Consider the following 25,012-nt stretch of genomic DNA (forward strand, 5'->3'; position numbering starts at 1 on the left):
GGCAAAGAGAAATGAAACGAAAGATATATAGAAAGGATCTCCTATGAGCAACAGCGATTCGGCGACGGATAAACGTATCCCCGGCACCAGCGAACGGCGCGAGCAGATTATTCAGCGTCTCCGCCAGCAGGGAAGCGTACAGGTTAATGATTTGTCGTCATTTTTCGGCGTGTCTACCGTGACTATCCGTAACGATCTGGCCTTTCTGGAGAAGCAGGGCATCGCAATGCGTGCCTATGGCGGAGCGCTCATTTGCGAGCCTGGCAGCATGGCAGCAGAGCCTTCTGTGGAAGACAAAAGCTCGCTCAATACCTCCCTCAAGCGCAGCATTGCCAGAGTGGCGGCAGATCTGATTACGCCAGGATCTCGGGTGATTCTTGATTCAGGTACAACGACTTATGAAATAGCGCGCCTGATGCGCCAGCATAAAGATGTCATTGCGATGACCAACGGCATCAACGTAGCTAATGCGCTGCTCGAAGCGGAAGGTGTTGAGCTGTTAATGACCGGCGGGCATCTGCGGCGCCAGTCCCAGTCGTTTTACGGCGACTGTGCGGAGCAATCATTGCAGAACTACCATTTCGATATGCTGTTTCTCGGGGTGGATGCTATCGATCCGGAGCGCGGCGTGAGCACCCACAACGAAGATGAAGCAAGACTTAACCGTAAAATGTGCGAAGTGGCTGAGCGTATTATTGTGGTAACGGACTCCAGCAAATTTAACCGCTCCAGCCTGCATAAAATCATTGATACCCAGCGTATTCATCGGGTGATAACCGATAAAGGTATTCCGGCCGAAAGCCTTAACGCTTTGCGTAAAGGCGGCATTGATGTGGTGCTGGTTGGCGAGTAACCCTCACCCGTAGTCAGGCCGCGTGACAGGGGGGGCGAAACCCTCTATACTGCGCGCCGAAGCTGACCAGACAGTCGCCGCTTCGTCGTCGTCCTCCTTCGGGGGGAGACGGGCGGAGGGGAGGAAAGTCCGGGCTCCATAGGGCAGGGTGCCAGGTAACGCCTGGGGGGGAAACCCACGACCAGTGCAACAGAGAGCAAACCGCCGATGGCCCGCGCAAGCGGGATCAGGTAAGGGTGAAAGGGTGCGGTAAGAGCGCACCGCGCGACTGGTAACAGCTCGCGGCACGGTAAACTCCACCCGGAGCAAGGCCAAATAGGGGTTCACAAGGTACGGCCCGTACTGAACCCGGGTAGGCTGCTTGAGCCAGTGAGCGATTGCTGGCCTAGATGAATGACTGTCCACGACAGAACCCGGCTTATCGGTCAGCTTCAACCATTCAGAGACGCCCCACCAGTGAAAGCTGGCGGGGCGTTTTGCATTTACGGGACGGGAAGATGAATGACTGTCCACGACGTTCTTCATGGAAAGAAAGCGGCTTATCGCTCAGCTTCAACTTCTTAATAAACGCCCCGCAGGTGCAAGTTTGCGGGGCGTTTTGCTTTGTGATCTTCGAAACTGATGCGCTTCGTCAGGCATTTGTCATAATACCGCTCTGAGCCCACTACGCAGGCAGAGCCATGATCAAATCCTTGTATATCGACAACTACCGTTCCGTGCGCAAGCTTTCCATCGATCTGGAGCGCCTGAACGTGGTGTTTGGCCCCAACGGCTGCGGCAAGTCGAATATTTATAAGGCGATCCATTTGATCCACGGCGCGGGCACCGGGCAGCTTTCTCATTGGCTATCCGATGAGGGAGGGATCCAGAAAGTGATGTGGGCCGGTGAGCGGGCGCGTGGCTATGCCAGCGCTCCACGCAGGATGACATTGGCGGTAGAAACCGACTCTTTTGAGTATGAACTACAGGTTGGCTTCCCCGACAAGCTGCCTTACCCCACGATGTTCGATCTTGATCCTATTGTTAAAGAAGAACAAATCTGGCTTAGCGGCTACCGACGTCGCCCTTCCGCATCGATTATGCATCGTCGAAATCAGTCAGTTTTTCTCAATGATGTTAATAGCGAAAAGGTCACGCACGCCGCCTCTTTGTACGAAAATGAGTCGCTTTTTGGCCAGCTTGGCGAGCCGCATTTGTACCCTGAAGTCTCCAGCGCACGCGAAACGCTGCGCAACTGGCGTTTCTACCATGAGTTCGATATTTCGAAGGGGGCGGGACTGCGGCTCCCACAGGTTGGATACCGTTCGCCCGTACTTGCAGGCGATGGCTTAAACCTTGCCGCAGCGTTCCAGACGATCGTTGAGATTGGCGATAGCGAACTGCTGTTTACCGTGCTGGGTGAGGCATTCCCGGAGTGCGCATTTTTCTGCGACAACGCCGGCGGCCGCTTCCAGATGATGATGAACCGCCACGGCATTAACCGTCCGCTGGAATCCGCAGAATTCTCCGACGGGACGCTGCGTTTTCTGTGCCTGACGGTGGCCTTGCTTAGCCCGCGCCCGCCTCAGTTTATTGCCCTCAACGAACCGGAAAACAGCCTTCACCCGCAAATGCTTCCGGCCCTGGCGCGGCTAATAGCCGAGGCGAGCCGCTACACGCAAATCTGGCTCACCAGCCACTCGCCGGAACTGGCAAAGCTCATTGAGAAGCATACTTCGTTTACGCTGTATGAACTGGGGATTGAGCGGGGCGAGACGAGGGTTAATCGGCTTTCGTAATCCGATATCCTTCCACGCTAACCCCCTCTCCGAAACGGGCGTGGAGAGAGGGGCGGAGTGGATTAAATCTAGACTGGTAAGTCAATCAGCAACGCTCGCAGCGGCGTATCTGCCACCAAAGTAATATTCGCCTCATCCCGAATAAATGCCCCGTCGCCGCAGGTTAAGCCTTCCTTTTCTTCCGCAGGCGTAACGGCGTGTACCGTGCCGTGAATCGACTGCAGGTAGGCGCGCGGGCCGTGCAGCTGGAAGCTTAGCTGCTCACCTTTCTGCATTTCGATGTGATGCACCCACACCTGCTGGCGCAGCTGAAGGCTGTTATTGTCCCCGTCCGGGGAGGCGATAAGCTGGTGTGATGTGCCGCTGAGCGGGATCTTCTGCACCAGTGGATTTTCGCGTTCTGGGCAGGCGTCCAGCCAGAGCTGCATGCGGGTCAGCGACTTATCTTTGCTGATATTATGCTCGCTATAGCTGATGCCGGGCTGGGTTGAAAGCAACAAGGCTTCCCCCGCACTTGCCTGCACATGGTTACCTTCGCTGTCGCGGTACTCCGCTTCCCCTTCCAGGATCAGATTGAGGATGTCTACCTTAGGGTAGCTGCGCGGCTGAAACGACGCGCCGGGAGCCAGAACTTCCTGGTTGAGCACGCGCAGGGAGGCGTAGCCCAGCAGTTTCGGGTCGAAATAATGTCCAAAAGAAAAGGTGTAGCGAGCCTGCAGCCATCCGTAGTCAGCTTTACCACACTGTTTGGCTGTTCTTGTCGTAATCATAATTCTTGACCTCTCTTTACACTAAACCCATGGTAAGGGTCTGGACGCTTCATTGTTAGCCAGTTAATCTGCTCGGTATGTTCAAATTTCCTGAATGAGAACGAGATGGCAAAAGAAAGGGCGTTGACGCTGGAAGCGTTAAGAGTCATGGATGCAATTGACAGACGGGGCAGTTTTGCCGCCGCGGCCGACGAGCTGGGGCGCGTTCCGTCAGCCCTGAGCTACACCATGCAAAAGCTGGAAGAAGAGTTGGATGTGGTGCTATTTGACCGTTCCGGCCACCGCACTAAATTCACCAACGTCGGGCGTATGCTGCTTGAACGTGGTCGGGTTCTGCTGGAGGCGGCTGACAAGCTAACGACGGACGCTGAGGCGCTGGCGCGAGGCTGGGAGGCGAATCTGACAATTGTCACCGAGGCGCTGGTGCCAACCGAGAAGCTGTTCCCGCTGGTGAGTAAATTGGCGGAGAAAGCCGATACTCAGCTGTCTATCTTTACCGAGGTACTGGCCGGTGCCTGGGAGCGGCTGGAGCAGGGGCGTGCGGATATCGTGATCGCCCCGGATATGCACTTCCGCAGCTCGTCGGAGATAAACTCCCGTAAGCTCTATAAGGTGATGAGCGTGTATGTTGCCGCGCCGGATCACCCGATTCACCAGGAGCCGGAGCCGCTCTCTGACGTTACGCGGGTGAAGTATCGCGGCGTTGCGGTGGCGGATACCGCCCGTGAAAGGCCGGTGCTGACGGTACGCCTGCTGGATAAACAGCCGCGCCTGACTGTCAGCTCGATAGAGGAAAAAAGGCTGGCGCTGCTGGCCGGGCTGGGCGTAGCAACCATGCCTTATCCGCTGGTTGAGCAGGATATTGCCGAGGGGCGTCTGCGGGTGGTTAGCCCGGAATACAGCAACGAAATTGATATCATCATGGCCTGGCGGCGTGACAGCATGGGTGAGGCAAAAGCCTGGTGCCTGCGCGAACTGCCTAAGCTGCTGAAATAAAAAAACGCGTTGGTTTTGCCAACGCGTTTTCTCTTCTGTTACAGGCTGCCCGGCGTTCTGCCGGCTCTTCCCGCGGACTTAATTGCTTTGGTGCTACGCTGCCCGCCGAGGCTCTCCAGACGCATCTGGAACGGTGGGAACGGCATCTCGATATTATGCTCGCGGAAGCCCTGCAGAATCAGCTGGTGGATCTCGTGGCGCAGCGGCATACGGTGGCCCATTTCAGCGGCATGTATACGCAGCTCAAATACCTGAATGCCCTGCTGGAGATCGACCAGGAAGGCTTCAGGCTGCGGCGTCTCCAGCACCAGAGAGCAGCGGTGTGCGGCCTGCAATAAGATCTCCGTAACCTCTTCAGTGTCGGCCTCAGAAGGCGCTGGCACGGTTAATACCACACGCGTTACCGAGTCCGAAAGCGACCAGTTGATAAACTGCTCGGTAATAAACGCCTGATTCGGCACGATGATTTCTTTGCGGTCCCAGTCGCTGATGGTGGTGGCGCGCGTATTAATACGCGTGATGGTTCCCGTCAGGTCGCGAATAGTGACCGTATCGCCAATACGGATCGGCTTCTCAAACAGGATAATCAGGCCGGAGACGAAGTTGGCGAAGATTTGCTGTAAGCCAAAACCGAGGCCGACACCGAGTGCGGCAACCAGCCATTGCAGTTTCGACCACTCGATACCGATCATTGAGAAGCCCACCAGGCCGCCTATCAGCAGCAGCAGATATTTGGTGATGGTGGTTATCGCGTAGCCGGTGCCCGGCGTTAAATCCAGGTGCTGCAGGATAGCCAGTTCCAGCAGGGCAGGCATATTACGCACCAGCTGAGTGGTAATAATCAGCACCAGGATGGCAATCAGCAGCGCACCAAGCGTAATTGGCTCAATGCTTTCCACTCCCTGCACCGTGGAAGTGACGTCCCACAGCGTGATGTTGCCGAGGAAGCCAAAAGCAGAATGGATTTCCGACCACAGAACAATCACCGACAGCAGCGCTATCAGCGTCAGAATCGAACGCACCAGGCGCAGCGATTGGGCGCTGATGGTATCAAGATCGACCTCCGGCTCGTCCACTGTTTCCACTGAACCTTCGGTGCTGTTGGCGTGCGCCGTCTCTTCTTCACCTCGTGCGCGCTGGGCAAGAATTTCGGCCCGGCGATGTTTGGCGCGGTCGAACGCCAGACGGCGGCGCTGAATCAGCATCCAGCGGCGGATGATGTGGTAAATCACCAGCAGCAGGAACCAAATAGCCACCGAGGTTTCCAGGCGGGCCAGCAGCGCCTGCGCCGTAGCCAGGTAGCCGACAGCGGCCGCCAGAATGCCAAACAGCGGAGCGCTTATCAGCAGGTTCCACAGGATGGTGTTGACGATGTTTTCGCCGTTGCCCTGTTTGTCGAGGTAGAGCGGCAGCCCGGCCCGCTTCAGGCTCAGGGTGACAATAGCCAGCGCCCCGCAAATCATGATGAAGCACAGCCTGCCCAGCGAGCCGGAGAACTCCCGGTCATTGAGGTTATCGAACATAATCAGCGCCATGATCAGCGGTACAATCAGCCCGATACTCAGAATGTAATAGCGCATTGCCCGGCCGACACGCTCGCGCGGCCAGCCAAAATGCACCACAAACAAACCGGTGGGGCGGGCAAAGGTGGCACAAATCATCACGCCCCAAAGTAGCGGCACGGTGGCGGTCACGCCGTCGCCAATTGCCACCGCAATCGGGTACGGCCAGGCCTCCTGGAGGCCATAACCCAGGGTGGCCCACAACACCGGCAGCGGGGAGGCGACCAGAATCGACCAGAACACCGTTCGCAGCGTCAAATAGAAGTGATCCTGGGTAACTTTGCCGACTTTTGCGCTGGAACGTTCAAGAAATGCGGTGAAGTGACGGCGAGAGCTGATGCTGAAGCCCACCAGGATTAATGCGCCAAACAGCGGCAGCAGCGTCTCTTTGCTGGTGACCATCATCACCGCCGCTTTACCCAACTGGCTGAAGGTATCCAGCGAAATCAGACGGCGCAGATCCTGCACCAGAACAAGCGGCCAGCTAATGCCCATAGGGCTGACGTCTGATGTCCAGAACAGATAGCGGTGGGTCGCTTCGTTAACTTCTTTCAGCGCGTCTTCCAGCTGGCTGTTCGCGACTTTGAGCTTGGTTAGCTCGAGGATCAGGGTATCGCCACCTTGCAAAAGAGAGTTGAGCAATTCGCGCTGGGTGCGTAGCTGAGCCTGCAAAATTTTGTTTTGCTCTGCCGTCAGCGGGCTGCCGTCCGCCTGGCGGACCTGGCGCAGCTGGGCGTGCTTGTTCAGCAGATCTTCAAAATGCAGGCGTTCGACGCGCAGCTGAGCCAGTTCGGTATCTAACTGCTGCGGTTTTGGCATATCCGGCAGGCGCGAAACCTGGGCGCGTAGCGCTTCACCCAGCACGTTTGAAACCCCCAGCCACTGGGACTGCTCGCGCAGCGTGTTAAGCGCCTGGCGTACCTGCAGGGTTTGATTGTTGGCCTGCCGCTGCTGGGAGGCAACGAGATCCATCCGCTGGGCCTGTTGGTTCAGGGCCTGGGAGAGTTCACGGTTGTTTTTGAACTGCTCGACGATTTCCGGCGGCAGGTTAGCGCTGGTTTCTGCCAGCAGCTCGGTGCTTTCAAGCGCCTGCTCGGCTTCACGCTGGCGCTGGCTGTTCAGCTGATTACGCAGCGCCTGAAGATAAGCGTCCAACTGCGTGCTTTGCTTTTGCGCCAGTTCGGCGCGCATGCGCGAAAGCTCCTGGCGATTGTTAGCGGAAAGCTGCGCCAGCTCCAGTTCATCGACCAGCGCCTTCAGGCGTGCGGACTCAGCCTGCTGGAAGAAATGCTGTGCCTGAGAGAGCGGCGAGCCGCCGCCTGTCTGAGTGCCTGCCCGGCGTTCAATATCGTTAAGCTGGCGTCGCGCCTCGGTTTGCTGCTGCGGCAGCTGGCTTAAAGAGTCGCTAATGTCGCGGGTGCGTTCTTGTTCCTGCTGCGCCAGACGGCTTTTATCCAGAAGCTGGCTGCTGACCTGCAGGATCTCCTGGTTGAGCGCGTCGCTGGACATTCCGGGCTGCACTTCATCGGGTTCATCCCGCAGGTTGGTCAGCTGCTTGCGCAGGTTTTGCGACAGTTTGGGGAAGTTATCAATGACCTGCTGATACTGTTCGGCGCGCTCGAGCGAACCTTTGCGTTCGTCCAGCGCGTTGAGAGCAGACTGGAGAGCCTCGACGATTTCCGCCTGGTTTGGCGTATTCTTGGCGGCCTTAGCCTGCTCCAGTTCCTGAGAGATTTGTTTTGCGTCGGGGGCGGTAGCTGCGTACGCCCCCAGGCTGAGGCACCAGGCCATCAGAATAGTGATAATCAGGCGCACGTCAGTTACCTTGCTAAAACTCGAAATAGAGAGCGGTTAGTCTTTGCGGCTATCTTCTTCCTGAACGTTGGGCGCTTCATCAGAGGCGACAACGTCGGCAGGAATTTCGCTTACCGGCACTTCAGGCTCGACAACCGGTGCGGTAGAAACGGCCAGCGCTTCGCCGATTTTAGTCGCGGAGAGGTTCTTCAACTGTTCGACCAGGTTTACCTTGCCCGGCGCAAACAGGTTAATCACCGTAGAGCCTAACTTAAAGCGGCCCATTTCCTGGCCCTTAAGCAGCGCAACGGAGCCTTCGCTTTCACCCGCAGGCCAGGTCCAGCGCTTGATAACGCCTTCGCGCGGCGGCGTAATGGTGCCGGCCCAAACGGTTTCGATGCTGCCAACAATGGTAGCACCTACCAGAATTTGCGCCATTGGACCGAATTCTGTGTCGAACAGGCAGATTACGCGTTCGTTACGGGCAAACAGGTTCGGAACGTTTTGCGCGGTCAGATGGTTTACGGAGAACAGGTCGCCGGGAACGTAGATCATTTCACGCAGGATGCCGTTGCACGGCATATGCACGCGGTGGTAATCGCGAGGAGACAGGTAAGTGGTGACAAAGCTACCGTTGCGGAACAGGTCTGCCATCAGGTAGTTGCCTGCAAGCAAAGCTTCCAGGCTGTAGTTATGGCCTTTTGCCTGCAGGATTTTGTCTTCTTCAATGTTGCCAAGCTGGCTGATTACGCCGTCGGCAGGCATCACCAGCACATTCGGGTCGGTATTCAGCGGGCGAGCGTCATCTCGCAGCGGGCGTACGAAGAAGTCGTTAAAGGTGCGGTAAGCGGCGGTATCCGGCTTCTGCGCCTCTTTCATGTCAACTTTGTAGTATTTCACAAACAGGTCGATGACCAGCTTGGTCAGCCAGCCAGCACGTTTGCTTGCGCCCCAGCCTGCCAGGCGAGTCAGCCACAGTTTTGGCAGAATGTATTGAAGCGAAAGTTTAATGTTGTCTAACAAAATAGCCTCCTGGCTAAATGCCCTGATGGTCGGGCTGATACAGAAAAGGGGGCGATTCTAGCGATGCCCAGCTTAATTGTCAGTCGTCAGTTTCAGAAAAGCTTTTACGCGTTTTTACCTGCGCCATACTTTCCAGAATGCGGTGGTAGTTTTCAAAGCGTGTTTCCGCTATCTCGCCGCGCTCGACGGCTTCACGCAGGGCACAGCCCGGATCGTTATCATGGCGGCAGTCGCGGTATTTGCAGCGGCCTAAATAATCATTGAATTCGACAAATCCGTGGGTGATTTGTTCAGGCTCAAGGTGCCACAGGCCAAATTCACGCACGCCCGGCGAGTCGATAACGTCGCCGCCGCCCGGGAAATGGTACAGGCGTGATGCGGTGGTGGTGTGCTGCCCGAGGCCGGAGACGTCGGAAACATCATTTACCAGAATTTGCTTGTCGATGAAGCCCAGCAGGTTATTAAGCAGGCTGGATTTGCCGACGCCAGACTGACCGGCAAAGATGCTGATGCGGCCAACCAGCTCGCCTTCCAGCTCTTTAAGGCCTTCCGCTTTGTAGCTGGACACCATCAGTACGCGATAGCCAATCTTGCGATAGATATCCATTTGCTGGTTGACCCACTTCAGGCCGTCTTCGTCCAGCAGGTCTGTTTTATTCAGGACCAGCAGAGGCTCAACGTCGAGGGTTTCGCAGGCGACGAGGTAGCGGTCGATAATGTTCAACGAGAGTTCCGGCAAAATAGCCGAAACAATAATGATTTGGTTGATATTTGCCGCGATGGGTTTTACGCCATCGTAAAAGTCAGGGCGCGTCAGAACCGAGGTTCGTTCATGAACCGCTTCGACAATGCCTTTTTTCGAGACGCCTTCTGCCGCCTCTTTCGCTAAGCGCCAGACCACCTTGTCGCCGGTAACCAGCGAACGAATGGTGCGACGAATGTTGCAGCGGTGGACCGTGCCTTCATGGGACTCTACGTCCGCGTGTTGGCCAAAGCGGCTGATAACCGTGCCTTCGCGCGGCTCACCAAACTGGGCGTCGTCGTAATCGGCTTTCTCCACGGTTTTTGTCAGACGACGCTGATGGTTCGCGTTAACGCGGCGCTGCTGGCCTTTGGAGAGTTTATTTTTGCTCAAGCGTACTGGCTCCTGGTCGCCCCTGGTGGGCAAAACCTCTATGATACACACTATTTTATACGAATTAACCCATCGTCAAGGGTGGGCGACGCACAAGAAGGGTGGAAAATAGCATGAGTGGAAACGAAAACAATCTGATTTGGATTGATTTAGAAATGACCGGTCTGGACCCCGAGCGGGATCGCATAATTGAGATTGCTACCCTGGTGACCGATGCCAACCTGAATATTCTGGCGGAGGGGCCGACCATCGCGGTACACCAGTCCGACGAGCAGCTTGCGTTGATGGACGACTGGAACGTTCGTACCCACACCGCCAGCGGCCTGGTGGAGCGCGTGAAGGCCAGCTCGTTTGACGACCATGCGGCTGAACTGGCGACGCTGGAGTTTCTTAAACAATGGGTGCCTGCGAATACCTCGCCTATCTGCGGTAACAGTATCGGCCAGGATCGCCGCTTCCTGTTCAAATACATGCCGGAGCTGGAGGCATATTTCCACTACCGTTACCTCGATGTCAGCACGCTGAAAGAACTGGCTCGCCGCTGGAAGCCAGAAATTTTGCCGGGCTTTAAAAAACAGGGTACGCACCAGGCGATGGATGATATTCGCGAGTCGGTGGCGGAACTTGCTTATTATCGCGAGAATTTTATTAAGCTTTAAAAACAGTCCCCTTGCCGAAAGGTGAGGGGAAAATAGCCACATGAGATGATAAAATAATCATCCTGGCGATTTAATCGGCAGTCAGATAAAAAACGAGAAAAAAAACGTTTCAGGGCTTGCGACAAAAACGAATTCTCGTATAATGCGCCTCCCGTACCGATGCAGAAATTGCAGAGATACACAGAGCGGGAATAGCTCAGTTGGTAGAGCACGACCTTGCCAAGGTCGGGGTCGCGAGTTCGAGTCTCGTTTCCCGCTCCAAAATTTGATTTGGCTTTCACAGCCAGCACCACCCAAGCGGGAATAGCTCAGTTGGTAGAGCACGACCTTGCCAAGGTCGGGGTCGCGAGTTCGAGTCTCGTTTCCCGCTCCAAAATTTGATTGGCTTTTACAGCCACGCACCACCCAAGCGGGAATAGCTCAGTTGGTAGAGCACGACCTTGCCAAGGTCGGGGTCGCGAGTTCGAGTCTCGTTTCCCGCTCCAAATTTTTCCTTTCAAGTACAAATTATCCACAGCGCCCAGCAGGCGTCGGGGATGGCATTTTGTGACTCTGCAATATTATTGTGAACAGACTTATCCACAGGATTGTCTGCGCCTTTCGCTATGCTACGAATGTAATATTTTTTACACTAATATTTTAATTCGTTGATTTTTATAGAAATAATTTAATTTCGAAATATTAATGTAATACTTGCGGAAATTTTGACGCTTGAATGACAAAGCGTTTTTGAATGTTATGCACACGCTGTGGACATATCACGCGTCGCGCACCAGCCCCTTTTCGATGACCCTGACCAGCCTCTGTTTCTTCGGCAACTGAACTTCCACTGCCTGCTCGCTTCGCCTGGCTATTTGTTGCGCAATCGCCCATTCAATATGCTCATCCAGAAGTGGGTGCTCACCTTTTCTCTGTTCAAGTGCGGCAAGATTAGCCTCATCCCAGGGGGCATTGCCGAGCGCAACCGCAATATTTCTCGACCAGCGTAAATGACCAATGCGGCGAATGGCCGATCCCTCTGTCACCCGCAGGAAGTGCTGCTCGCTCCAGGCGAACAGTTCGGTTAGCTGTGGGGCGTGCAGGGCGCGACGCGGGCTGAAATCGTCCTCATCGCTAAGCTGCGAGTAGCGGTTCCACGGGCAGATAAGCTGGCAGTCATCGCAGCCGTAAATGCGGTTGCCGATAAGCGACCTGAATTCCTCCGGGATAGCACCTTCAAGTTCAATCGTCAGGTAGGAGATGCAGCGGCGGGCATCCACCGTGTAGGGTTCAACGATGGCCCCCGTCGGGCAAATCGTCATGCATGCCACGCAGCGGCCGCAGGCTTCTTCCACCGGTTTATCGATCGGGAGCGGGATATCAACCAGCAGCTCGCCGAGGAAAAAGAACGATCCTGCCTCGCGGTTGAGGATAAGTGAGTGCTTACCTGTCCAACCCAGCCCGGCTTTTTCAGCCAGCGGGCGCTCAAGAAGCGGCGCTGAGTCAACAAAAGGTCTAAAATTCAGCGTGGAACAGTGGGTCTGGATCATTTCCCCAAGCTTTTTTAAGCGGTTACGCAAAACTTTATGGTAGTCACGGCCCAGCGCGTAGCGGCTGACGTAACCTAACTGCGGGTTTTTTAGCGTAGAGGCGAAAGCCGCGTTGGCGGGAAGGTAATTCATGCGCACGCTAATCACCCGCAGCGTGCCGGGCACCAGTTCGTGCGGGCGGGCGCGCATCATGCCGTGGCGGGCCATCCAGTCCATTTCGCCGTGGTATTGCTTGTCCAGCCATGCCTGCAGCTCCGGCTCGCTGGCGGAGAGGTCGGTATCGGTAATACCAACCTGCTGGAAGCCAAGCTCTTCGCCCCACAGTTTGATGTTTTGCGCTAATTGATTGTAATCGAGGGGCTGTGACATGACGGACCATAACCTGAAAAAGTACGCTAAAAGTATACCACATTCAGTCTGGCCAGCGGACTGGCTGCGTAACGCCGAGCCGGAGGCTGCCGACAGCCTCGGCCTGACGCTGTATGAACTGATGCAGCGGGCGGGTGAGGCGGCGTTTCAAATCGCACGGGAGCATTACCCGGAGACGCGCAGCTGGCTGGTTGTATGCGGCAAGGGCAATAACGGCGGCGACGGCTATGTTGTGGCTCGTCTGGCTCAGGCCGCTGGCATTCATGTCACCTTGCTGGCGGTAGAAAGTGACAAGCCTCTGCCGGAAGAGGCGCACCAGGCTCGCGCGGCCTGGCTAAACGCCGGTGGCGTTCCTCACGACCCGCAGCAGGCATGGCCTTCTGATACTGATTTGATTGTTGATGCGCTGCTCGGCTCCGGGCTGGCCAGCGCCCCGCGCGAAAACATATCGCGGCTTATCGAGCGTATTAATCAGCATCCTGCTCCGGTTATTGCCCTGGATATTCCTTCTGGCCTGCTGGCTGAGACCGGCGCAACGCCGGGGGCCGTTGTCCAGGCTAAGGATACCGTGACCTTTATCGCCCTGAAGCCGGGGTTGCTGACCGGTAAAGCGCGTGATGTGGTGGGCCGGCTGCATTATTCGGCTCTGGGGCTTGAGCCGTGGTTGCTCGGGCAGGAGCCTCCAATTGCGCGCTTCGATACACAGCAACTTGCCGACTGGATCAACCCGAGGCGCCCAACCTCGCACAAAGGCGATAACGGGCGGCTGGTGATTATCGGCGGCGACCACGGCACGGCGGGCGCTATCCGCATGGCCGGGGAGGCCGCGCTGCGTGCCGGGGCAGGACTGGTTCGGGTGCTTACCCGTCGGGAGAATATCGCGCCGTTGCTGACTGCTCGCCCGGAATTAATGGTTCATGAGCTGACGCCGGAATCGCTGGATGAGGCGTTGGAATGGGCCGACGTGGTTGCCATTGGCCCCGGCTTAGGCCAGCAGGAGTGGGGCAAAAAGGCCCTACAAAAAGTGGAGAACAGCCGTAAACCGATGCTTTGGGATGCGGATGCGCTCAACCTTCTGGCAATCAATCCGGATAAACGTCAGAATCGCGTGATAACTCCCCATCCTGGCGAGGCCGCACGGCTGCTTAATTGCGCTGTGTCACAAATTGAGAGTGACCGCTTACTTGCCGCCAGGCGTCTGGTAAAACGTTATGGTGGAACGGTGGTCTTAAAAGGAGCCGGTACGCTGGTTGCTCATCAAGATAGCCTGGCGATTATAGACGTGGGTAATGCCGGGATGGGCGGCGGCGGTATGGGGGATGTGCTATCTGGCATCATTGCCGCATTGCTGGCACAGAAGCTTACCCCGTATGATGCTGCCTGCGCGGGCTGCGTCGCTCACGGCGCGGCCGCAGATGTACTGGCCCGCCAGAGCGGAATGCGTGGCATGCTGGCGAGCGACCTGCTATCGACGCTTTACCTGTTTGTTAACCCGGATTTGAATACCTGAAGCCATGATGAATCGTGTTATTGAATTACCTGACGAAGCGGCAACATTACAACTGGGCGATAGCCTGGCGCGAGCCTGCGAAGGCGCAACGGTTATTTACCTGTATGGCGATCTTGGGGCGGGGAAAACCACCTTTAGCCGCGGTTTTTTGCAGGCGCTGGGTCATAAGGGCAACGTTAAAAGCCCGACTTATACGCTCGTTGAGCCGTATCAGCTTGATGACCTGATGGTCTATCACTTTGATTTATATCGACTGGCTGACCCGGAAGAGCTGGAGTTTATGGGAATTCGCGATTACTTCACCAACGACGCTATTTGCCTGGTTGAGTGGCCGCAGCAGGGGAAAGGTGTGCTCCCGGAACCGGATGTCGAACTTCACCTAAGCTACCAGGCGCAAGGGCGTGAGGCACGCATTGCAGCTGTTTCCTCATCTGGTGAGTCGTTACTGGCGCGGTTAGCCAAATAACAAGGATGACGGGATGATCTATCGCGTGAAAGGTTGGTTGATGGCCGGTTTCCTGCTGATGTGCTGCGCACAGGCTGGAGCGGCAACGCTTTCGGATATTCAGGTTTCTAACGGTGATAACCAGGCGCGTATCACCTTCAGTTTTATGGGTGACCCGGAATATACTTTTTCGCAGGACGATAAACGAAGCGTCGCGCTGGATATTAAGCAAACCGGCGTGATTCGCGGGCTTCCGCTACAGTTTAGCGGCAGTAATCTGGTGAAAAGCATTCGTTCCGGGCAGCCTAAAGACGAACAGTCGCTGCGTCTGGTGGTCGATTTAACCCAGCCGGGTAAAACGCGCGCCGTTAAGCAGCAGAACGGCGCCAATTATACCGTCATCTTTACCATTAATGCAGATGCACCGCCGCCTCCACCGCCGCCAGTAGTGGCTAAGCGCGCTGAGCCTGCGGCTCCCGTTCGCTCGCCCGATCCGGCCCGTAACCCCTTTAAACCGCAGCAGGTAACCGGCGTAATCGGCTCTAATACCGTTACCCGCCCGGCTGCCAGGGTTAAAAACAACGGCCAGTCGGACACCGTTGTGGTGGCGATTGATGCCGGGCACGGCGGCCAGGATCCCGGTGCCATTGGCCCCGGCGGCACTCAGGAGAAGAACGTCACTATCTCCATAGCCCGCAAGCTCAAGGTGTTGCTGAACGACGACCCAATGTTCCGCGGCGTGTTGACCCGCGATGGCGATTATTTTATTTCGGTTATGGGCCGCTCCGACGTGGCGCGTAAGCAAAATGCCAACCTGCTGGTTTCTATTCATGCTGACGCCGCGCCTAACCGCGATGCAACCGGGGCTTCGGTTTGGGTTCTCTCCAACCGCAGGGCTAATAGCGAGATGGCGGGCTGGCTGGAACAGCACGAGAAGCAGTCTGAGTTACTGGGCGGCGCGGGTGACGTGCTGGCTAACAGCCAGGCGGACCCTTACCTCAGCCAGGCGGTGCTTGATTTGCAGTTCGGTCATTCACAGCGCGTCGGGTATGATGTGGCGACAAAAGTGCTGGCCCAATTGCAGCGCGTAGGTTCGCTGCACAAACGCCGCCCCGAGCATGCCAGCCTGGGCGTGCTGCGCTCGCCGGATATCCCTTCTCTGCTGGTCGAAACCGGGTTTATCAGCAACAGCTCCGAAGAGCGCCAGTTAGGCAGCGACAGCTATCAGCAGCAAATTGCCCAGGCGATTTATGAAGGGCTGCGAAACTACTTCCGGGAGCATCCTTTGCAATCGGCTCCGGGGAGTGAGCAGACCGCCCGCACGCAGGCCGGTTCGCCGCAGCAGGTCGCGATTACTAACTAAGGAGATAACATGCCGATTCAGGTTCTGCCGCCGCAGCTTGCGAACCAGATCGCCGCTGGCGAGGTTGTAGAGCGCCCTGCGTCGGTAGTGAAAGAGCTGGTCGAGAACAGCCTCGATGCCGGTGCCACGCGCATCGACATTGATATTGAACGTGGGGGCGCGAAACTTATCCGCATCCGCGATAACGGCTGCGGCATTAAACAGGAGGAGCTGGCGCTGGCGCTGGCCCGCCACGCGACCAGTAAAATCGCTTCGCTTGACGATCTGGAAGCGATTATTAGTCTGGGATTTCGCGGAGAAGCGCTGGCCAGTATCAGCTCTGTGTCCCGTCTGATGCTGACCTCGCGTACCGCAGAGCAAAGCGAAGCCTGGCAGGCATATGCGGAAGGGCGCGACCAGGATGTTACGGTGAAACCCGCCGCACATCCGGTAGGGACGACGCTTGAAGTTCTCGACCTGTTTTACAACACTCCGGCACGCCGCAAGTTTATGCGTACCGAAAAGACCGAGTTTAATCATATCGATGAAGTGGTGCGCCGCATTGCGCTGGCGCGCTTCGACGTCTCCATCACGCTCAATCACAACGGTAAGATGATCCGCCAGTATCGTGCGGTTCAGGACGGAGCGCCTCGTGAAAGGCGGCTCGGCGCTATTTGCGGCACGCCGTTTCTTGAGCAAGCGCTGGCCATTGAGTGGCAGCACGGTGATTTGGCACTGCGCGGTTGGGTTGCCGAACCGCGCGCCACAACGTCTGCGCTGGCGGAAATTCAGTATTGCTATGTTAATGGCCGCATGATGCGCGACAGGCTAATTAACCACGCCATCCGCCAGGCCTGTGAGGATAAACTCGGGGTCGATCAGCAGCCGGCTTTCGTGCTGTATCTGGAGATAGATCCTCATCAGGTGGACGTTAACGTTCATCCCGCCAAGCATGAAGTGCGCTTTCATCAGTCGCGGCTGGTGCATGATTTTATTTATCAGGGCGTGCTTAGCGTGCTGCAACAGCAAAGCGAAAATGCGCTGGCGCTGGAAGAGACAACGGAGCTGCCCGCCGAACGCTGGCAGCCTGAAAACCGGGTTGCCGCCGGGCGTAACCAGTTTGCCACTCCGGCCGTAGAAAGCGAGCCTCGGGAGCCTTCGCCGCGCCCGGTTTCATCGTCTTCTTCGGCAGGCGGTGGGCGCTCTGGTGCGGGCGGTAGTACGCCGCTTTGGCCGCATGCTTCGCCGGGCTACCAGAAGCAGCAGGGCGCGTTATACCGCCAACTGCTGGACACGCCGGAAGTCAGCCAGCCGCCGGTAGCACGTGCAGAAGAGCCGGCCGCGCTGGAAGGCCACTCGCAAAGCTTTGGCCGGGTGCTGACGGTTTTACCTCCCGATACCGCTCTGCTTGAGCGCCAGGGTAAGCTTGCGCTGCTCTCGCTGGCGGTTGCCGAGCGCTGGTTAAAACAGGCGCAGCTCTCGCCCGGCAGCGAGGGGCTGCGCGCTCAGCCGCTGTTGATCCCTCTGCGGCTTAAAGTCAGCCGTGAAGAACATGATGTATTGGTTAAATATCAAGCGCTTTTGAAAGAAATGGGCATCGAATTTGATACTGACGCCCGTCAAATAACAATTCGCACAGTACCTTTACCTTTACGGAAACAAAATTTACAAATCTTGATTCACGAACTGCCAGGATACCTGGCGCAACAGGCAGAAGTCTCGCAGAGCCAGCTTGCTATGTGGATTGCTCGTCATCTTGCGAGCTATAACGAGCACTGGAGCCAGGCTCAGGCTATCGCCCTGCTGGCTGAAGTCGAACGTCTTTGCCCGCAGCTGGTGAAATCACCGCCCGGCGGCTTACTGCAACCTGTTGATTTACAATCGGCGATGAACGCCCTGAAACATGACTGAAGATAAAAAACTGCCTCAGGCGATTTTTTTAATGGGGCCAACGGCCTCCGGCAAGACCGCTCTTGCTATTAATTTGCGTAAAACTTTACCAGTAGAGTTGATAAGCGTGGATTCGGCCCTCATCTATCGTGGAATGGATGTCGGCACCGCTAAGCCAACGGAGCAGGAACTGGCCCAGGCGCCGCACAGGCTGCTGGACATTCTTGACCCGGCTCAGGCGTACTCCGCAGCGGATTTTCGCCGCGATGCGCTGGCCGAGATGGCAGAGATTACCGCCGCCGGGCGTATCCCGCTGCTGGTGGGCGGAACAATGCTTTACTTTAAGGCGCTGCTGGAAGGGCTTTCGCCGCTGCCGTCAGCCGACCCTGAAGTGAGAGCGAAGATAGAGAAACAGGCAGCAGAGCTGGGATGGGACGCGTTGCATCGCCAACTGGAACAGATTGATCCCGTTGCGGGCGCCCGGATTCATCCAAATGATCCGCAAAGGCTTTCCCGGGCACTGGAAGTTTTTTTCATTTCGGGTAAAACTTTAACGGAACTGACGCAAACGTCAGGAGAAGCTCTGCCGTATCAGGTGCATCAGTTCGCCATCGCCCCGGCGAGCCGTGAACTGCTCCATCAGCGAATTGAGCAGCGTTATCATCAGATGTTAGCTTCAGGTTTTGAAGCAGAAGTGCGGGCGCTTTTTGCTCGCGGAGATTTGCATACGGAGATGCCTTCCATTCGTTGTGTGGGTTACCGGCAGATGTGGTCTTATCTGGCGGGTGAAACCTCCTATGACGAGATGGTTTATCGAGGTATTTGCGCGACGCGTCAATTGGCTAAGCGCCAGATGACCTGGCTGCGTGGTTGGGAAGGTGTTCACTGGTTAGACAGTGAAAATCCTGAACAGGCATACAGCGAAGTGCTACAGGTTGTTAGTGCGAAGCATGGGTGAATGTGTACAATTGAAACGTCAGCGTGCGCAAATTTTTACGCAGTTTTTCAGAGCTAATCGCTCTTGAGTGACAAACAACAAACATATAAGGAAAAGATAGAATGGCTAAGGGGCAATCTTTACAAGATCCGTTCTTGAACGCACTGCGTCGTGAACGTGTTCCAGTTTCTATTTATTTGGTGAATGGTATTAAGCTGCAAGGGCAAATTGAGTCTTTCGATCAGTTCGTGATCCTGTTGAAAAACACGGTCAGCCAGATGGTCTATAAGCACGCGATTTCTACCGTTGTTCCGTCTCGTCCGGTTTCTCATCATAGCAATAACACCGGCACCGGCGGTTCTGGCGGCTACCATCACGGCGGCAGCGCGCAGGCTGGTTCTGCGACGCAACAAGACGGCGAAGAGACCGAATAAGGTCGAAGGCTGTTTTCCCGGTCGGGGGACCAGTTCAGCTGCGTTCCCCGCTGGTCTTTTTGAGAGGTTATACGCTTGTTTGACCGTTATGATGCCGGTGAGCAGGCGGTGCTGGTACACATCTATTTTTCGCAAGACAAAGATATGGAAGACCTGGTGGAGTTTGAATCCCTGGTCTCTTCAGCCGGCGTCGAAGCATTGCAGGTGGTGACCGGTAGCCGCAAGTCCCCGCACCCAAAGTATTTCGTTGGTGAAGGCAAAGCCGTTGAAATTGCCGAAGCTGTAAAAGCTACTGGGGCGTCGGTTGTGCTGTTTGATCACGCGTTATCCCCCGCCCAGGAACGTAACCTTGAAGCTCTGTGCGAGTGTCGTGTCATCGACCGCACCGGGTTAATTTTAGATATTTTCGCCCAACGTGCACGTACCCATGAAGGTAAATTGCAGGTTGAGCTGGCTCAGCTTCGCCATCTGGCTACTCGCCTGGTGCGCGGCTGGACCCACCTTGAACGTCAGAAAGGCGGGATTGGTTTACGCGGCCCGGGTGAAACCCAGCTCGAAACCGACCGTCGCTTACTGCGTAACCGAATTATGCTGATCCTCTCGCGCTTAGAACGAGTTGAAAAACAGCGCGAGCAGGGGCGCCGTTCACGCAATAAAGCAGATGTGCCGACGGTTTCATTGGTGGGCTATACCAACGCCGGTAAATCCACGCTGTTTAACAGAATTACCGCGGCAGATGTTTACGCCGCGGATCAGCTATTTGCCACACTCGATCCTACGCTGCGCCGCATTGACGTCGCAGATGTGGGCGAAACCGTGCTGGCAGATACTGTAGGTTTTATTCGCCATCTGCCGCATGACCTGGTAGCGGCGTTTAAAGCCACTTTGCAGGAGACACGTCAGGCCACGCTGTTGTTACACGTCATTGACGCGGCTGACTTCCGGATGCAGGAAAACATTGCAGCAGTCGATACCGTACTGGAAGAGATTGAAGCAGATGAAATCCCGTCTCTGTTGGTCATGAATAAAATCGATGCGCTGGACGAGTTCGAACCGCGCATCGACAGGAACGACGAGAATGTGCCGATCCGGGTCTGGCTTTCCGCTCAGACCGGGGCCGGTGTCCCACTGCTTTTCCAGGCTCTGACCGAGCGTTTGTCTGGTGAAATTGCGCAGCACACGCTGCGTTTACCTCCTCAGGAAGGCCGCTTGCGGAGCCGTTTTTATCAGCTTCAGGCAATAGAAAAAGAGTGGACAGAGGAAGACGGTTCCTTTGGGTTAGAAGTACGTATGCCCATCGTGGACTGGCGCCGCCTCTGTAAACAAGAACCGGCACTGGCGGATTACATCGTTTAGACGCAATCAAGCCGGCTCACAAATGTCCTGAAGACTATTTCCCCCTCGGGGGATATCACCGCACAACAAATATGGAGCATAAACATGGCGTGGAATCAGCCCGGTAATAACGGACAGGACCGCGACCCGTGGGGAAGCAGCAAGCCTGGCGGCGACTCTGGGGGTAACAAAGGAGGGCGCGATCAGGGGCCACCTGATCTGGATGATATCTTCCGTAAGCTGAGCAAAAAGCTCGGTGGCCTTGGGGGCGGAAAAAGTGGCGGCAGCGGCGGTGCTTCATCGCAGGGGCCGGGTAATCCCATTGGCGGTCGTATCGTCGGTATCGTTGCCGTCGCGGTCGTAATTATCTGGGCCGCAACCGGGTTCTATACCATTAAAGAAGCCGAACGCGGTGTTGTGACCCGCTTTGGTAAGTTCAGCCATCTGGTTGAGCCGGGTCTGAACTGGAAGCCGACCTTTATCGACAGCGTTCAGGCCGTTAACGTTGAGTCGGTCCGTGAACTGGCCGCCTCAGGCGTGATGCTGACTTCTGATGAAAACGTGGTGCGCGTTGAAATGAACGTGCAGTACCGCGTGACCGATCCGCAGCGTTACCTGTTTAGCGTAACCAGCGCGGACGACAGCCTGCGCCAGGCAACCGACAGCGCGCTGCGCGGCGTTATCGGCAAATACACCATGGATAAGATCCTCACCGAGGGTCGTACCATTATTCGTAGCGACACCCAGCGCGAGCTGGAAGAGACGATTCGCCCGTACAACATGGGGATAACCCTGCTGGACGTCAACTTCCAGACGGCGCGTCCGCCGGAAGAAGTGAAGGCGGCGTTTGATGATGCTATCTCTGCTCGTGAAAACGAACAGCAGTACATCCGTGAAGCGGAAGCTTACACCAACGAAGTCCAGCCGCGTGCTAACGGCCAGGCTCAGCGTATTCTGGAAGAGGCCCGTGCTTATAAAGTGCAGACCGTTCTGGAAGCGCAGGGTGAAGTTTCTCGCTTTGCCAGGTTGCTGCCTGAATATAAAGCCGCGCCGGAAATTACCCGCGAGCGTCTGTATATCGAAACCATGGAAAAAGTGCTTAGCCACACCCGTAAAGTGCTGGTTAACGACAAAGGTGGCAACCTGATGGTGCTTCCGCTGGATCAGATGTTGAAGGGTGGCGCTCAGCAGCCAGCTGCAAAGAGCGATAACAGCGCGGCGAGCAATCTGCTGCGTCTGCCGCCAGCGTCCAGCTCCGGCAGCAGTGCCAGCACCTCTTCGTCCTCCTCGAGTGGCGATGTCATGGATAGCCGTCGCGCTAACGCGCAGCGCAACGATACCCAGCGCGTAGGGAGTGAATAACGATGCGTAAGTCTTTAATTGCAGTAATTATCATCGTGCTGGTCGTGATTTACACCTCGCTGTTTGTGGTGCATGAGGGTGAGCGCGGCATTACATTACGCTTCGGTAAAGTCCTGCGTGATGACGAAAACAAACCGCTGGTTTATGAGCCGGGTCTGCACTTCAAGATCCCATTCATTGAAACCGTGAAAACCCTGGATGCTCGTATCCAGACCATGGACAACCAGGCCGATCGCTTCGTTACCAAAGAGAAGAAAGACCTGATCGTTGACTCCTATATCAAGTGGCGTATCAGCGACTTTAGCCGTTACTACCTGGCGACAGGCGGCGGCGATGTTTCTCAGGCAGAAGTCTTGCTGAAACGTAAGTTCAGCGACCGTCTGCGTTCTGAAATTGGTCGTCTGGATGTGAAAGACATCGTAACCGACTCTCGTGGCCGCCTGACGCTGGACGTGCGCGATGCGCTGAACTCCGGTTCTGCGGGTACGGATGACGAAGTCGCCACGCCGGCCGCGGACGATGCAATTGCATCGGCAGCAGCGCGTGTGACTCAGGAAACCAACGGCAAAGTGCCGGTGATTAACCCGAACAGTATGGCTGCGCTGGGTATTGAAGTGGTGGATGTGCGTATCAAGCAGATCAACCTGCCGACCGAAGTGTCCGAGGCTATCTATAACCGTATGCGCGCCGAGCGTGAAGCGGTTGCACGTCGCCACCGTTCACAGGGTCAGGAAGAGGCTGAGAAGCTGCGCGCTACCGCTGACTACGAGGTGACTCGTACGCTGGCAGAAGCCGAGCGTCAGGGCCGCATGACCCGCGGTGAAGGCGATGCTGAAGCAGCGAAGCTGTTTGCCGACGCGTTTAGCCAGGACCCGGACTTCTATGCCTTTATTCGTAGCCTGCGTGCTTATGAAGCGAGCTTCCAGTCCAACCAGGACATTATGGTCATGAGCCCGGACAGCGACTTCTTCCGCTACATGAAGACGCCAACTACCAGCTCACGCTAATCTTTAATGTGATGAAAGAGCCGGTTTACCGGCTCTTTTTTTATGCCCGTAAAGGATGATTATGAATTCAACAATCTGGCTGGCTCTTGCGCTGGTTTTAGTGCTTGAGGGGCTTGGGCCGATGCTTTACCCACGCATCTGGCGGCGTATGATCCTCGCAATGGCACAATTACCTGACACGCTGCTGCGCCGTTTTGGCGGAGGTCTTGTGGTTGCTGGCATCGTTATCTACTACATGTTGAGTCGCGGCGGCAACTGAGCAAAATTTATTCGGCAGAATACTATTTTGTGTACTAAAAGGGCTGTTCATCTGGGAAACCGATGGTAGAATCCTTTTTTAAGCAAACGGTGATTTTGAAAAATGGGTAACAACGTCGTCGTACTGGGCACCCAATGGGGTGACGAAGGTAAAGGAAAGATCGTAGATCTTCTGACTGAACGGGCTAAATATGTTGTACGCTACCAGGGCGGTCACAACGCAGGCCACACTCTCGTAATCAACGGTGAAAAAACCGTTCTCCATCTTATTCCATCAGGTATTCTCCGCGAAAACGTCACCAGCATCATCGGTAACGGCGTTGTGCTGTCTCCTGCGGCGCTGATGAAAGAGATGAAAGGGCTGGAAGACCGCGGGATTCCGGTACGTGAGCGTCTGCTGCTGTCTGAAGCTTGCCCGCTTATCCTTGACTACCACGTTGCGCTGGACGTTGCGCGTGAAAAAGCTCGCGGCGCTAAAGCTATCGGTACGACCGGTCGCGGCATCGGCCCGGCTTACGAAGACAAAGTGGCCCGTCGTGGCCTGCGCGTTGGCGACCTGTTTGACAAAGCCACCTTTGCAGACAAGCTGAAAGAAGTGATGGAATACCATAACTTCCAGCTGGTGAACTTCTACAAAGTTGAAGCGGTTGACTACCAGAAAGTGCTGGATGATGCGATGGCGGTTGCCGACATCCTGACCTCCATGGTGGTGGACGTGTCTGACCTGCTGGATCAGGCGCGCAAACGCGGCGATTTCATCATGTTTGAAGGTGCTCAGGGTACGCTGCTGGACATCGACCACGGTACCTATCCGTACGTAACTTCCTCTAACACCACCGCGGGTGGCGTTGCGACTGGCTCCGGCATTGGTCCACGTTATGTGGATTACGTTCTGGGTATCATCAAAGCCTACTCCACCCGCGTGGGTGCAGGTCCGTTCCCAACCGAACTGTTCGATGACATCGGCGAATTCCTGTGCAAACAGGGTAACGAATTCGGTGCCACCACCGGTCGTCGTCGTCGTACCGGCTGGCTGGATGCGGTTGCCGTGCGTCGTGCGGTGCAGATCAACTCCCTGTCCGGCTTCTGCCTGACCAAGCTGGACGTACTGGACGGCCTGAAAGAAGTTAAAATCTGCGTAGCCTACCGTCTGCCGGACGGCCGTGAAGTCACCACCACCCCAATGGCGGCGGATGACTGGGAAGGTATCGAGCCGATTTACGAAGTCATGCCGGGCTGGTCCGAAACCACCTTTGGCGTGAAAGAGCGTAGCGGTCTGCCGCAGGCAGCGTTGAACTACATCAAACGCATTGAAGAAGTCACCGGCGTGCCGATTGATATCATTTCTACCGGCCCAGACCGTACTGAAACCATGATTCTGCGCGATCCGTTCGACGCATAATGATGTGGCGGGGTGTGGCTCCACACCCCGTATTGCTCGTTTCCCGCCGCTTTATTCGCTATTCTCGCCAAATAAATTAGCTGGCAGCCTTATGGCTGGTTTATCATCAATATGTGCCTGGTTTAAGGTACACCTTGCCTTGTGCAAAGCGTTTCCCCTCCCACCCATGAGGTTGATGTGCAGTTAACGAGTTTTACTGATTACGGTTTACGTGCTTTGATTTATATGGCTTCTCTCCCCGAAGGGAGAATGACCAACATTTCTGAGGTGACAGAGGTGTACGGCGTGTCCCGAAATCATATGGTGAAAATCATCAATCAACTCAGCCGCGCGGGTTATGTAATGGCCGTGCGAGGAAAAAACGGCGGCATCCGCCTTGGTAAGCCTGCGGAGACTATCCGCATAGGCGACGTGGTGCGTGAGCTGGAGCCGCTCTCATTGGTGAACTGTAGCAGTGAGTTTTGTCATATCACCCCGGCTTGTCGACTCAAGCAGGCTTTGGCCGAAGCGGTGCAAAGTTTCCTGAAGGAGCTTGATAAGCACACGCTGGCCGATCTGGTGGACCAAAACCAACCGCTCTACAAATTACTGCTGGTGGACTAATCACACTCCATCTGTGGAT

Annotated in this window: 21 protein-coding genes, 3 tRNA genes and 1 other RNA gene; 20 read left to right on the forward strand and 5 right to left on the reverse strand. The window is 55.9% G+C overall.

What is annotated here, in order from left to right:
- Positions 1 to 43: 43 nt before the first annotated feature.
- From HMPREF0201_RS01115 to HMPREF0201_RS01120, 3 genes are all read left to right on the forward strand, one after another.
- Positions 44 to 853: a DeoR family transcriptional regulator gene (locus HMPREF0201_RS01115; protein ID WP_016517598.1), complete on the forward strand. Its 810-nt coding sequence runs from the start codon at positions 44 to 46 to the stop codon at positions 851 to 853.
- A 58-nt stretch (positions 854 to 911) separates the two neighbouring features.
- Positions 912 to 1,290: RNase P RNA component class A (gene rnpB / locus HMPREF0201_RS22240), an RNA gene on the forward strand.
- A gap of 243 nt (positions 1,291 to 1,533) precedes the next feature.
- The gene (locus HMPREF0201_RS01120; RefSeq protein ID WP_016517599.1) at positions 1,534 to 2,631 is read left to right on the forward strand and encodes an AAA family ATPase; all 1,098 of its coding nucleotides are present in this window, start codon (positions 1,534 to 1,536) and stop codon (positions 2,629 to 2,631) included.
- 68 nt (positions 2,632 to 2,699) lie between these two features.
- On the opposite strand, the gene HMPREF0201_RS01125 is transcribed toward HMPREF0201_RS01120, so the two are convergent.
- Positions 2,700 to 3,401, reverse strand: a complete 702-nt coding sequence (locus HMPREF0201_RS01125) for a pirin family protein (RefSeq protein ID WP_016517600.1) — start codon at positions 3,399 to 3,401, stop codon at positions 2,700 to 2,702.
- Positions 3,402 to 3,506: 105 nt separating this feature from the next.
- Between HMPREF0201_RS01125 and HMPREF0201_RS01130 the strand changes: the two genes are divergently transcribed.
- Complete coding sequence (locus HMPREF0201_RS01130) at positions 3,507 to 4,397, forward strand: LysR family transcriptional regulator (protein WP_016517601.1); 891 nt, start codon at positions 3,507 to 3,509, stop codon at positions 4,395 to 4,397.
- A gap of 38 nt (positions 4,398 to 4,435) precedes the next feature.
- Here the strand turns inward: HMPREF0201_RS01130 and mscM are convergent, their stop codons facing one another.
- The 3 genes from mscM to rsgA form a co-directional block, all read right to left on the reverse strand.
- Positions 4,436 to 7,774 (reverse strand): miniconductance mechanosensitive channel MscM, encoded by a 3,339-nt coding sequence (gene mscM / locus HMPREF0201_RS01135; RefSeq protein ID WP_039897840.1) that lies wholly within the window; start codon positions 7,772 to 7,774, stop codon positions 4,436 to 4,438.
- A gap of 36 nt (positions 7,775 to 7,810) precedes the next feature.
- The gene (gene asd, locus HMPREF0201_RS01140) at positions 7,811 to 8,776 is read right to left on the reverse strand and encodes an archaetidylserine decarboxylase (RefSeq protein WP_016517603.1); all 966 of its coding nucleotides are present in this window, start codon (positions 8,774 to 8,776) and stop codon (positions 7,811 to 7,813) included.
- Between the two features lie 79 nt (positions 8,777 to 8,855).
- Positions 8,856 to 9,911, reverse strand: coding sequence for a small ribosomal subunit biogenesis GTPase RsgA (gene rsgA / locus HMPREF0201_RS01145; protein WP_039897842.1), 1,056 nt, complete (start codon positions 9,909 to 9,911; stop codon positions 8,856 to 8,858).
- Positions 9,912 to 10,024: 113 nt separating this feature from the next.
- On the opposite strand from rsgA, the gene orn reads away from it, so the two are divergent.
- The 4 genes from orn (at position 10,025) to HMPREF0201_RS01165 (ending at position 11,055) form a co-directional block, all read left to right on the forward strand.
- Complete coding sequence (gene orn / locus HMPREF0201_RS01150) at positions 10,025 to 10,570, forward strand: oligoribonuclease (RefSeq protein ID WP_016517605.1); 546 nt, start codon at positions 10,025 to 10,027, stop codon at positions 10,568 to 10,570.
- A 185-nt stretch (positions 10,571 to 10,755) separates the two neighbouring features.
- Positions 10,756 to 10,831 (forward strand) — tRNA-Gly (locus tag HMPREF0201_RS01155).
- Positions 10,832 to 10,867: 36 nt separating this feature from the next.
- A tRNA-Gly gene (locus tag HMPREF0201_RS01160) sits at positions 10,868 to 10,943 on the forward strand.
- A 36-nt stretch (positions 10,944 to 10,979) separates the two neighbouring features.
- Positions 10,980 to 11,055 (forward strand) — tRNA-Gly (locus tag HMPREF0201_RS01165).
- Between the two features lie 273 nt (positions 11,056 to 11,328).
- Here HMPREF0201_RS01165 and queG read toward each other — a convergent pair.
- The gene (gene queG / locus HMPREF0201_RS01170; protein WP_016517608.1) at positions 11,329 to 12,468 is read right to left on the reverse strand and encodes a tRNA epoxyqueuosine(34) reductase QueG; all 1,140 of its coding nucleotides are present in this window, start codon (positions 12,466 to 12,468) and stop codon (positions 11,329 to 11,331) included.
- On the opposite strand from queG, the gene nnr reads away from it, so the two are divergent.
- From nnr to nsrR, 12 genes are all read left to right on the forward strand, one after another.
- Positions 12,467 to 13,978: a bifunctional ADP-dependent NAD(P)H-hydrate dehydratase/NAD(P)H-hydrate epimerase gene (nnr, locus tag HMPREF0201_RS01175; protein WP_016517609.1), complete on the forward strand. Its 1,512-nt coding sequence runs from the start codon at positions 12,467 to 12,469 to the stop codon at positions 13,976 to 13,978. The two genes, queG and nnr, sit on opposite strands and share 2 nt — an antisense overlap.
- Positions 13,979 to 13,982: 4 nt before the next feature.
- Complete coding sequence (gene tsaE, locus HMPREF0201_RS01180; RefSeq protein WP_016517610.1) at positions 13,983 to 14,444, forward strand: tRNA (adenosine(37)-N6)-threonylcarbamoyltransferase complex ATPase subunit type 1 TsaE; 462 nt, start codon at positions 13,983 to 13,985, stop codon at positions 14,442 to 14,444.
- 13 nt (positions 14,445 to 14,457) lie between these two features.
- Positions 14,458 to 15,786 carry an N-acetylmuramoyl-L-alanine amidase AmiB gene (gene amiB, locus HMPREF0201_RS01185; protein WP_016517611.1) on the forward strand — a complete coding sequence of 443 codons (1,329 nt, stop codon included), beginning with the start codon at positions 14,458 to 14,460 and terminating at the stop codon, positions 15,784 to 15,786.
- Between the two features lie 9 nt (positions 15,787 to 15,795).
- Positions 15,796 to 17,676 carry a DNA mismatch repair endonuclease MutL gene (gene mutL, locus HMPREF0201_RS01190; RefSeq protein ID WP_016517612.1) on the forward strand — a complete coding sequence of 627 codons (1,881 nt, stop codon included), beginning with the start codon at positions 15,796 to 15,798 and terminating at the stop codon, positions 17,674 to 17,676.
- Positions 17,669 to 18,613 (forward strand): tRNA (adenosine(37)-N6)-dimethylallyltransferase MiaA, encoded by a 945-nt coding sequence (miaA, locus tag HMPREF0201_RS01195; RefSeq protein WP_016517613.1) that lies wholly within the window; start codon positions 17,669 to 17,671, stop codon positions 18,611 to 18,613. Before mutL ends, miaA begins: the two co-directional genes overlap by 8 nt.
- 101 nt (positions 18,614 to 18,714) lie before the next feature.
- Positions 18,715 to 19,026, forward strand: coding sequence for an RNA chaperone Hfq (hfq, locus tag HMPREF0201_RS01200; protein WP_016517614.1), 312 nt, complete (start codon positions 18,715 to 18,717; stop codon positions 19,024 to 19,026).
- A gap of 75 nt (positions 19,027 to 19,101) precedes the next feature.
- Positions 19,102 to 20,382: a ribosome rescue GTPase HflX gene (gene hflX / locus HMPREF0201_RS01205; protein WP_016517615.1), complete on the forward strand. Its 1,281-nt coding sequence runs from the start codon at positions 19,102 to 19,104 to the stop codon at positions 20,380 to 20,382.
- Positions 20,383 to 20,466: 84 nt separating this feature from the next.
- Positions 20,467 to 21,723: an FtsH protease activity modulator HflK gene (gene hflK, locus HMPREF0201_RS01210; protein ID WP_016517616.1), complete on the forward strand. Its 1,257-nt coding sequence runs from the start codon at positions 20,467 to 20,469 to the stop codon at positions 21,721 to 21,723.
- Positions 21,724 to 21,725: 2 nt separating this feature from the next.
- The gene (gene hflC, locus HMPREF0201_RS01215) at positions 21,726 to 22,730 is read left to right on the forward strand and encodes a protease modulator HflC (protein WP_016517617.1); all 1,005 of its coding nucleotides are present in this window, start codon (positions 21,726 to 21,728) and stop codon (positions 22,728 to 22,730) included.
- Between the two features lie 61 nt (positions 22,731 to 22,791).
- Positions 22,792 to 22,989 (forward strand): DUF2065 domain-containing protein, encoded by a 198-nt coding sequence (locus HMPREF0201_RS01220; protein WP_039897843.1) that lies wholly within the window; start codon positions 22,792 to 22,794, stop codon positions 22,987 to 22,989.
- A 102-nt stretch (positions 22,990 to 23,091) separates the two neighbouring features.
- Positions 23,092 to 24,390, forward strand: a complete 1,299-nt coding sequence (locus HMPREF0201_RS01225; protein ID WP_016517619.1) for an adenylosuccinate synthase — start codon at positions 23,092 to 23,094, stop codon at positions 24,388 to 24,390.
- A gap of 177 nt (positions 24,391 to 24,567) precedes the next feature.
- Positions 24,568 to 24,993, forward strand: coding sequence for a nitric oxide-sensing transcriptional repressor NsrR (gene nsrR / locus HMPREF0201_RS01230; protein WP_039899082.1), 426 nt, complete (start codon positions 24,568 to 24,570; stop codon positions 24,991 to 24,993).
- The last annotated feature ends 19 nt before the right edge of the window (positions 24,994 to 25,012 follow it).

It is taken from the genome of Cedecea davisae DSM 4568 (assembly GCF_000412335.2).
Classification (GTDB): domain Bacteria; phylum Pseudomonadota; class Gammaproteobacteria; order Enterobacterales; family Enterobacteriaceae; genus Cedecea; species Cedecea davisae.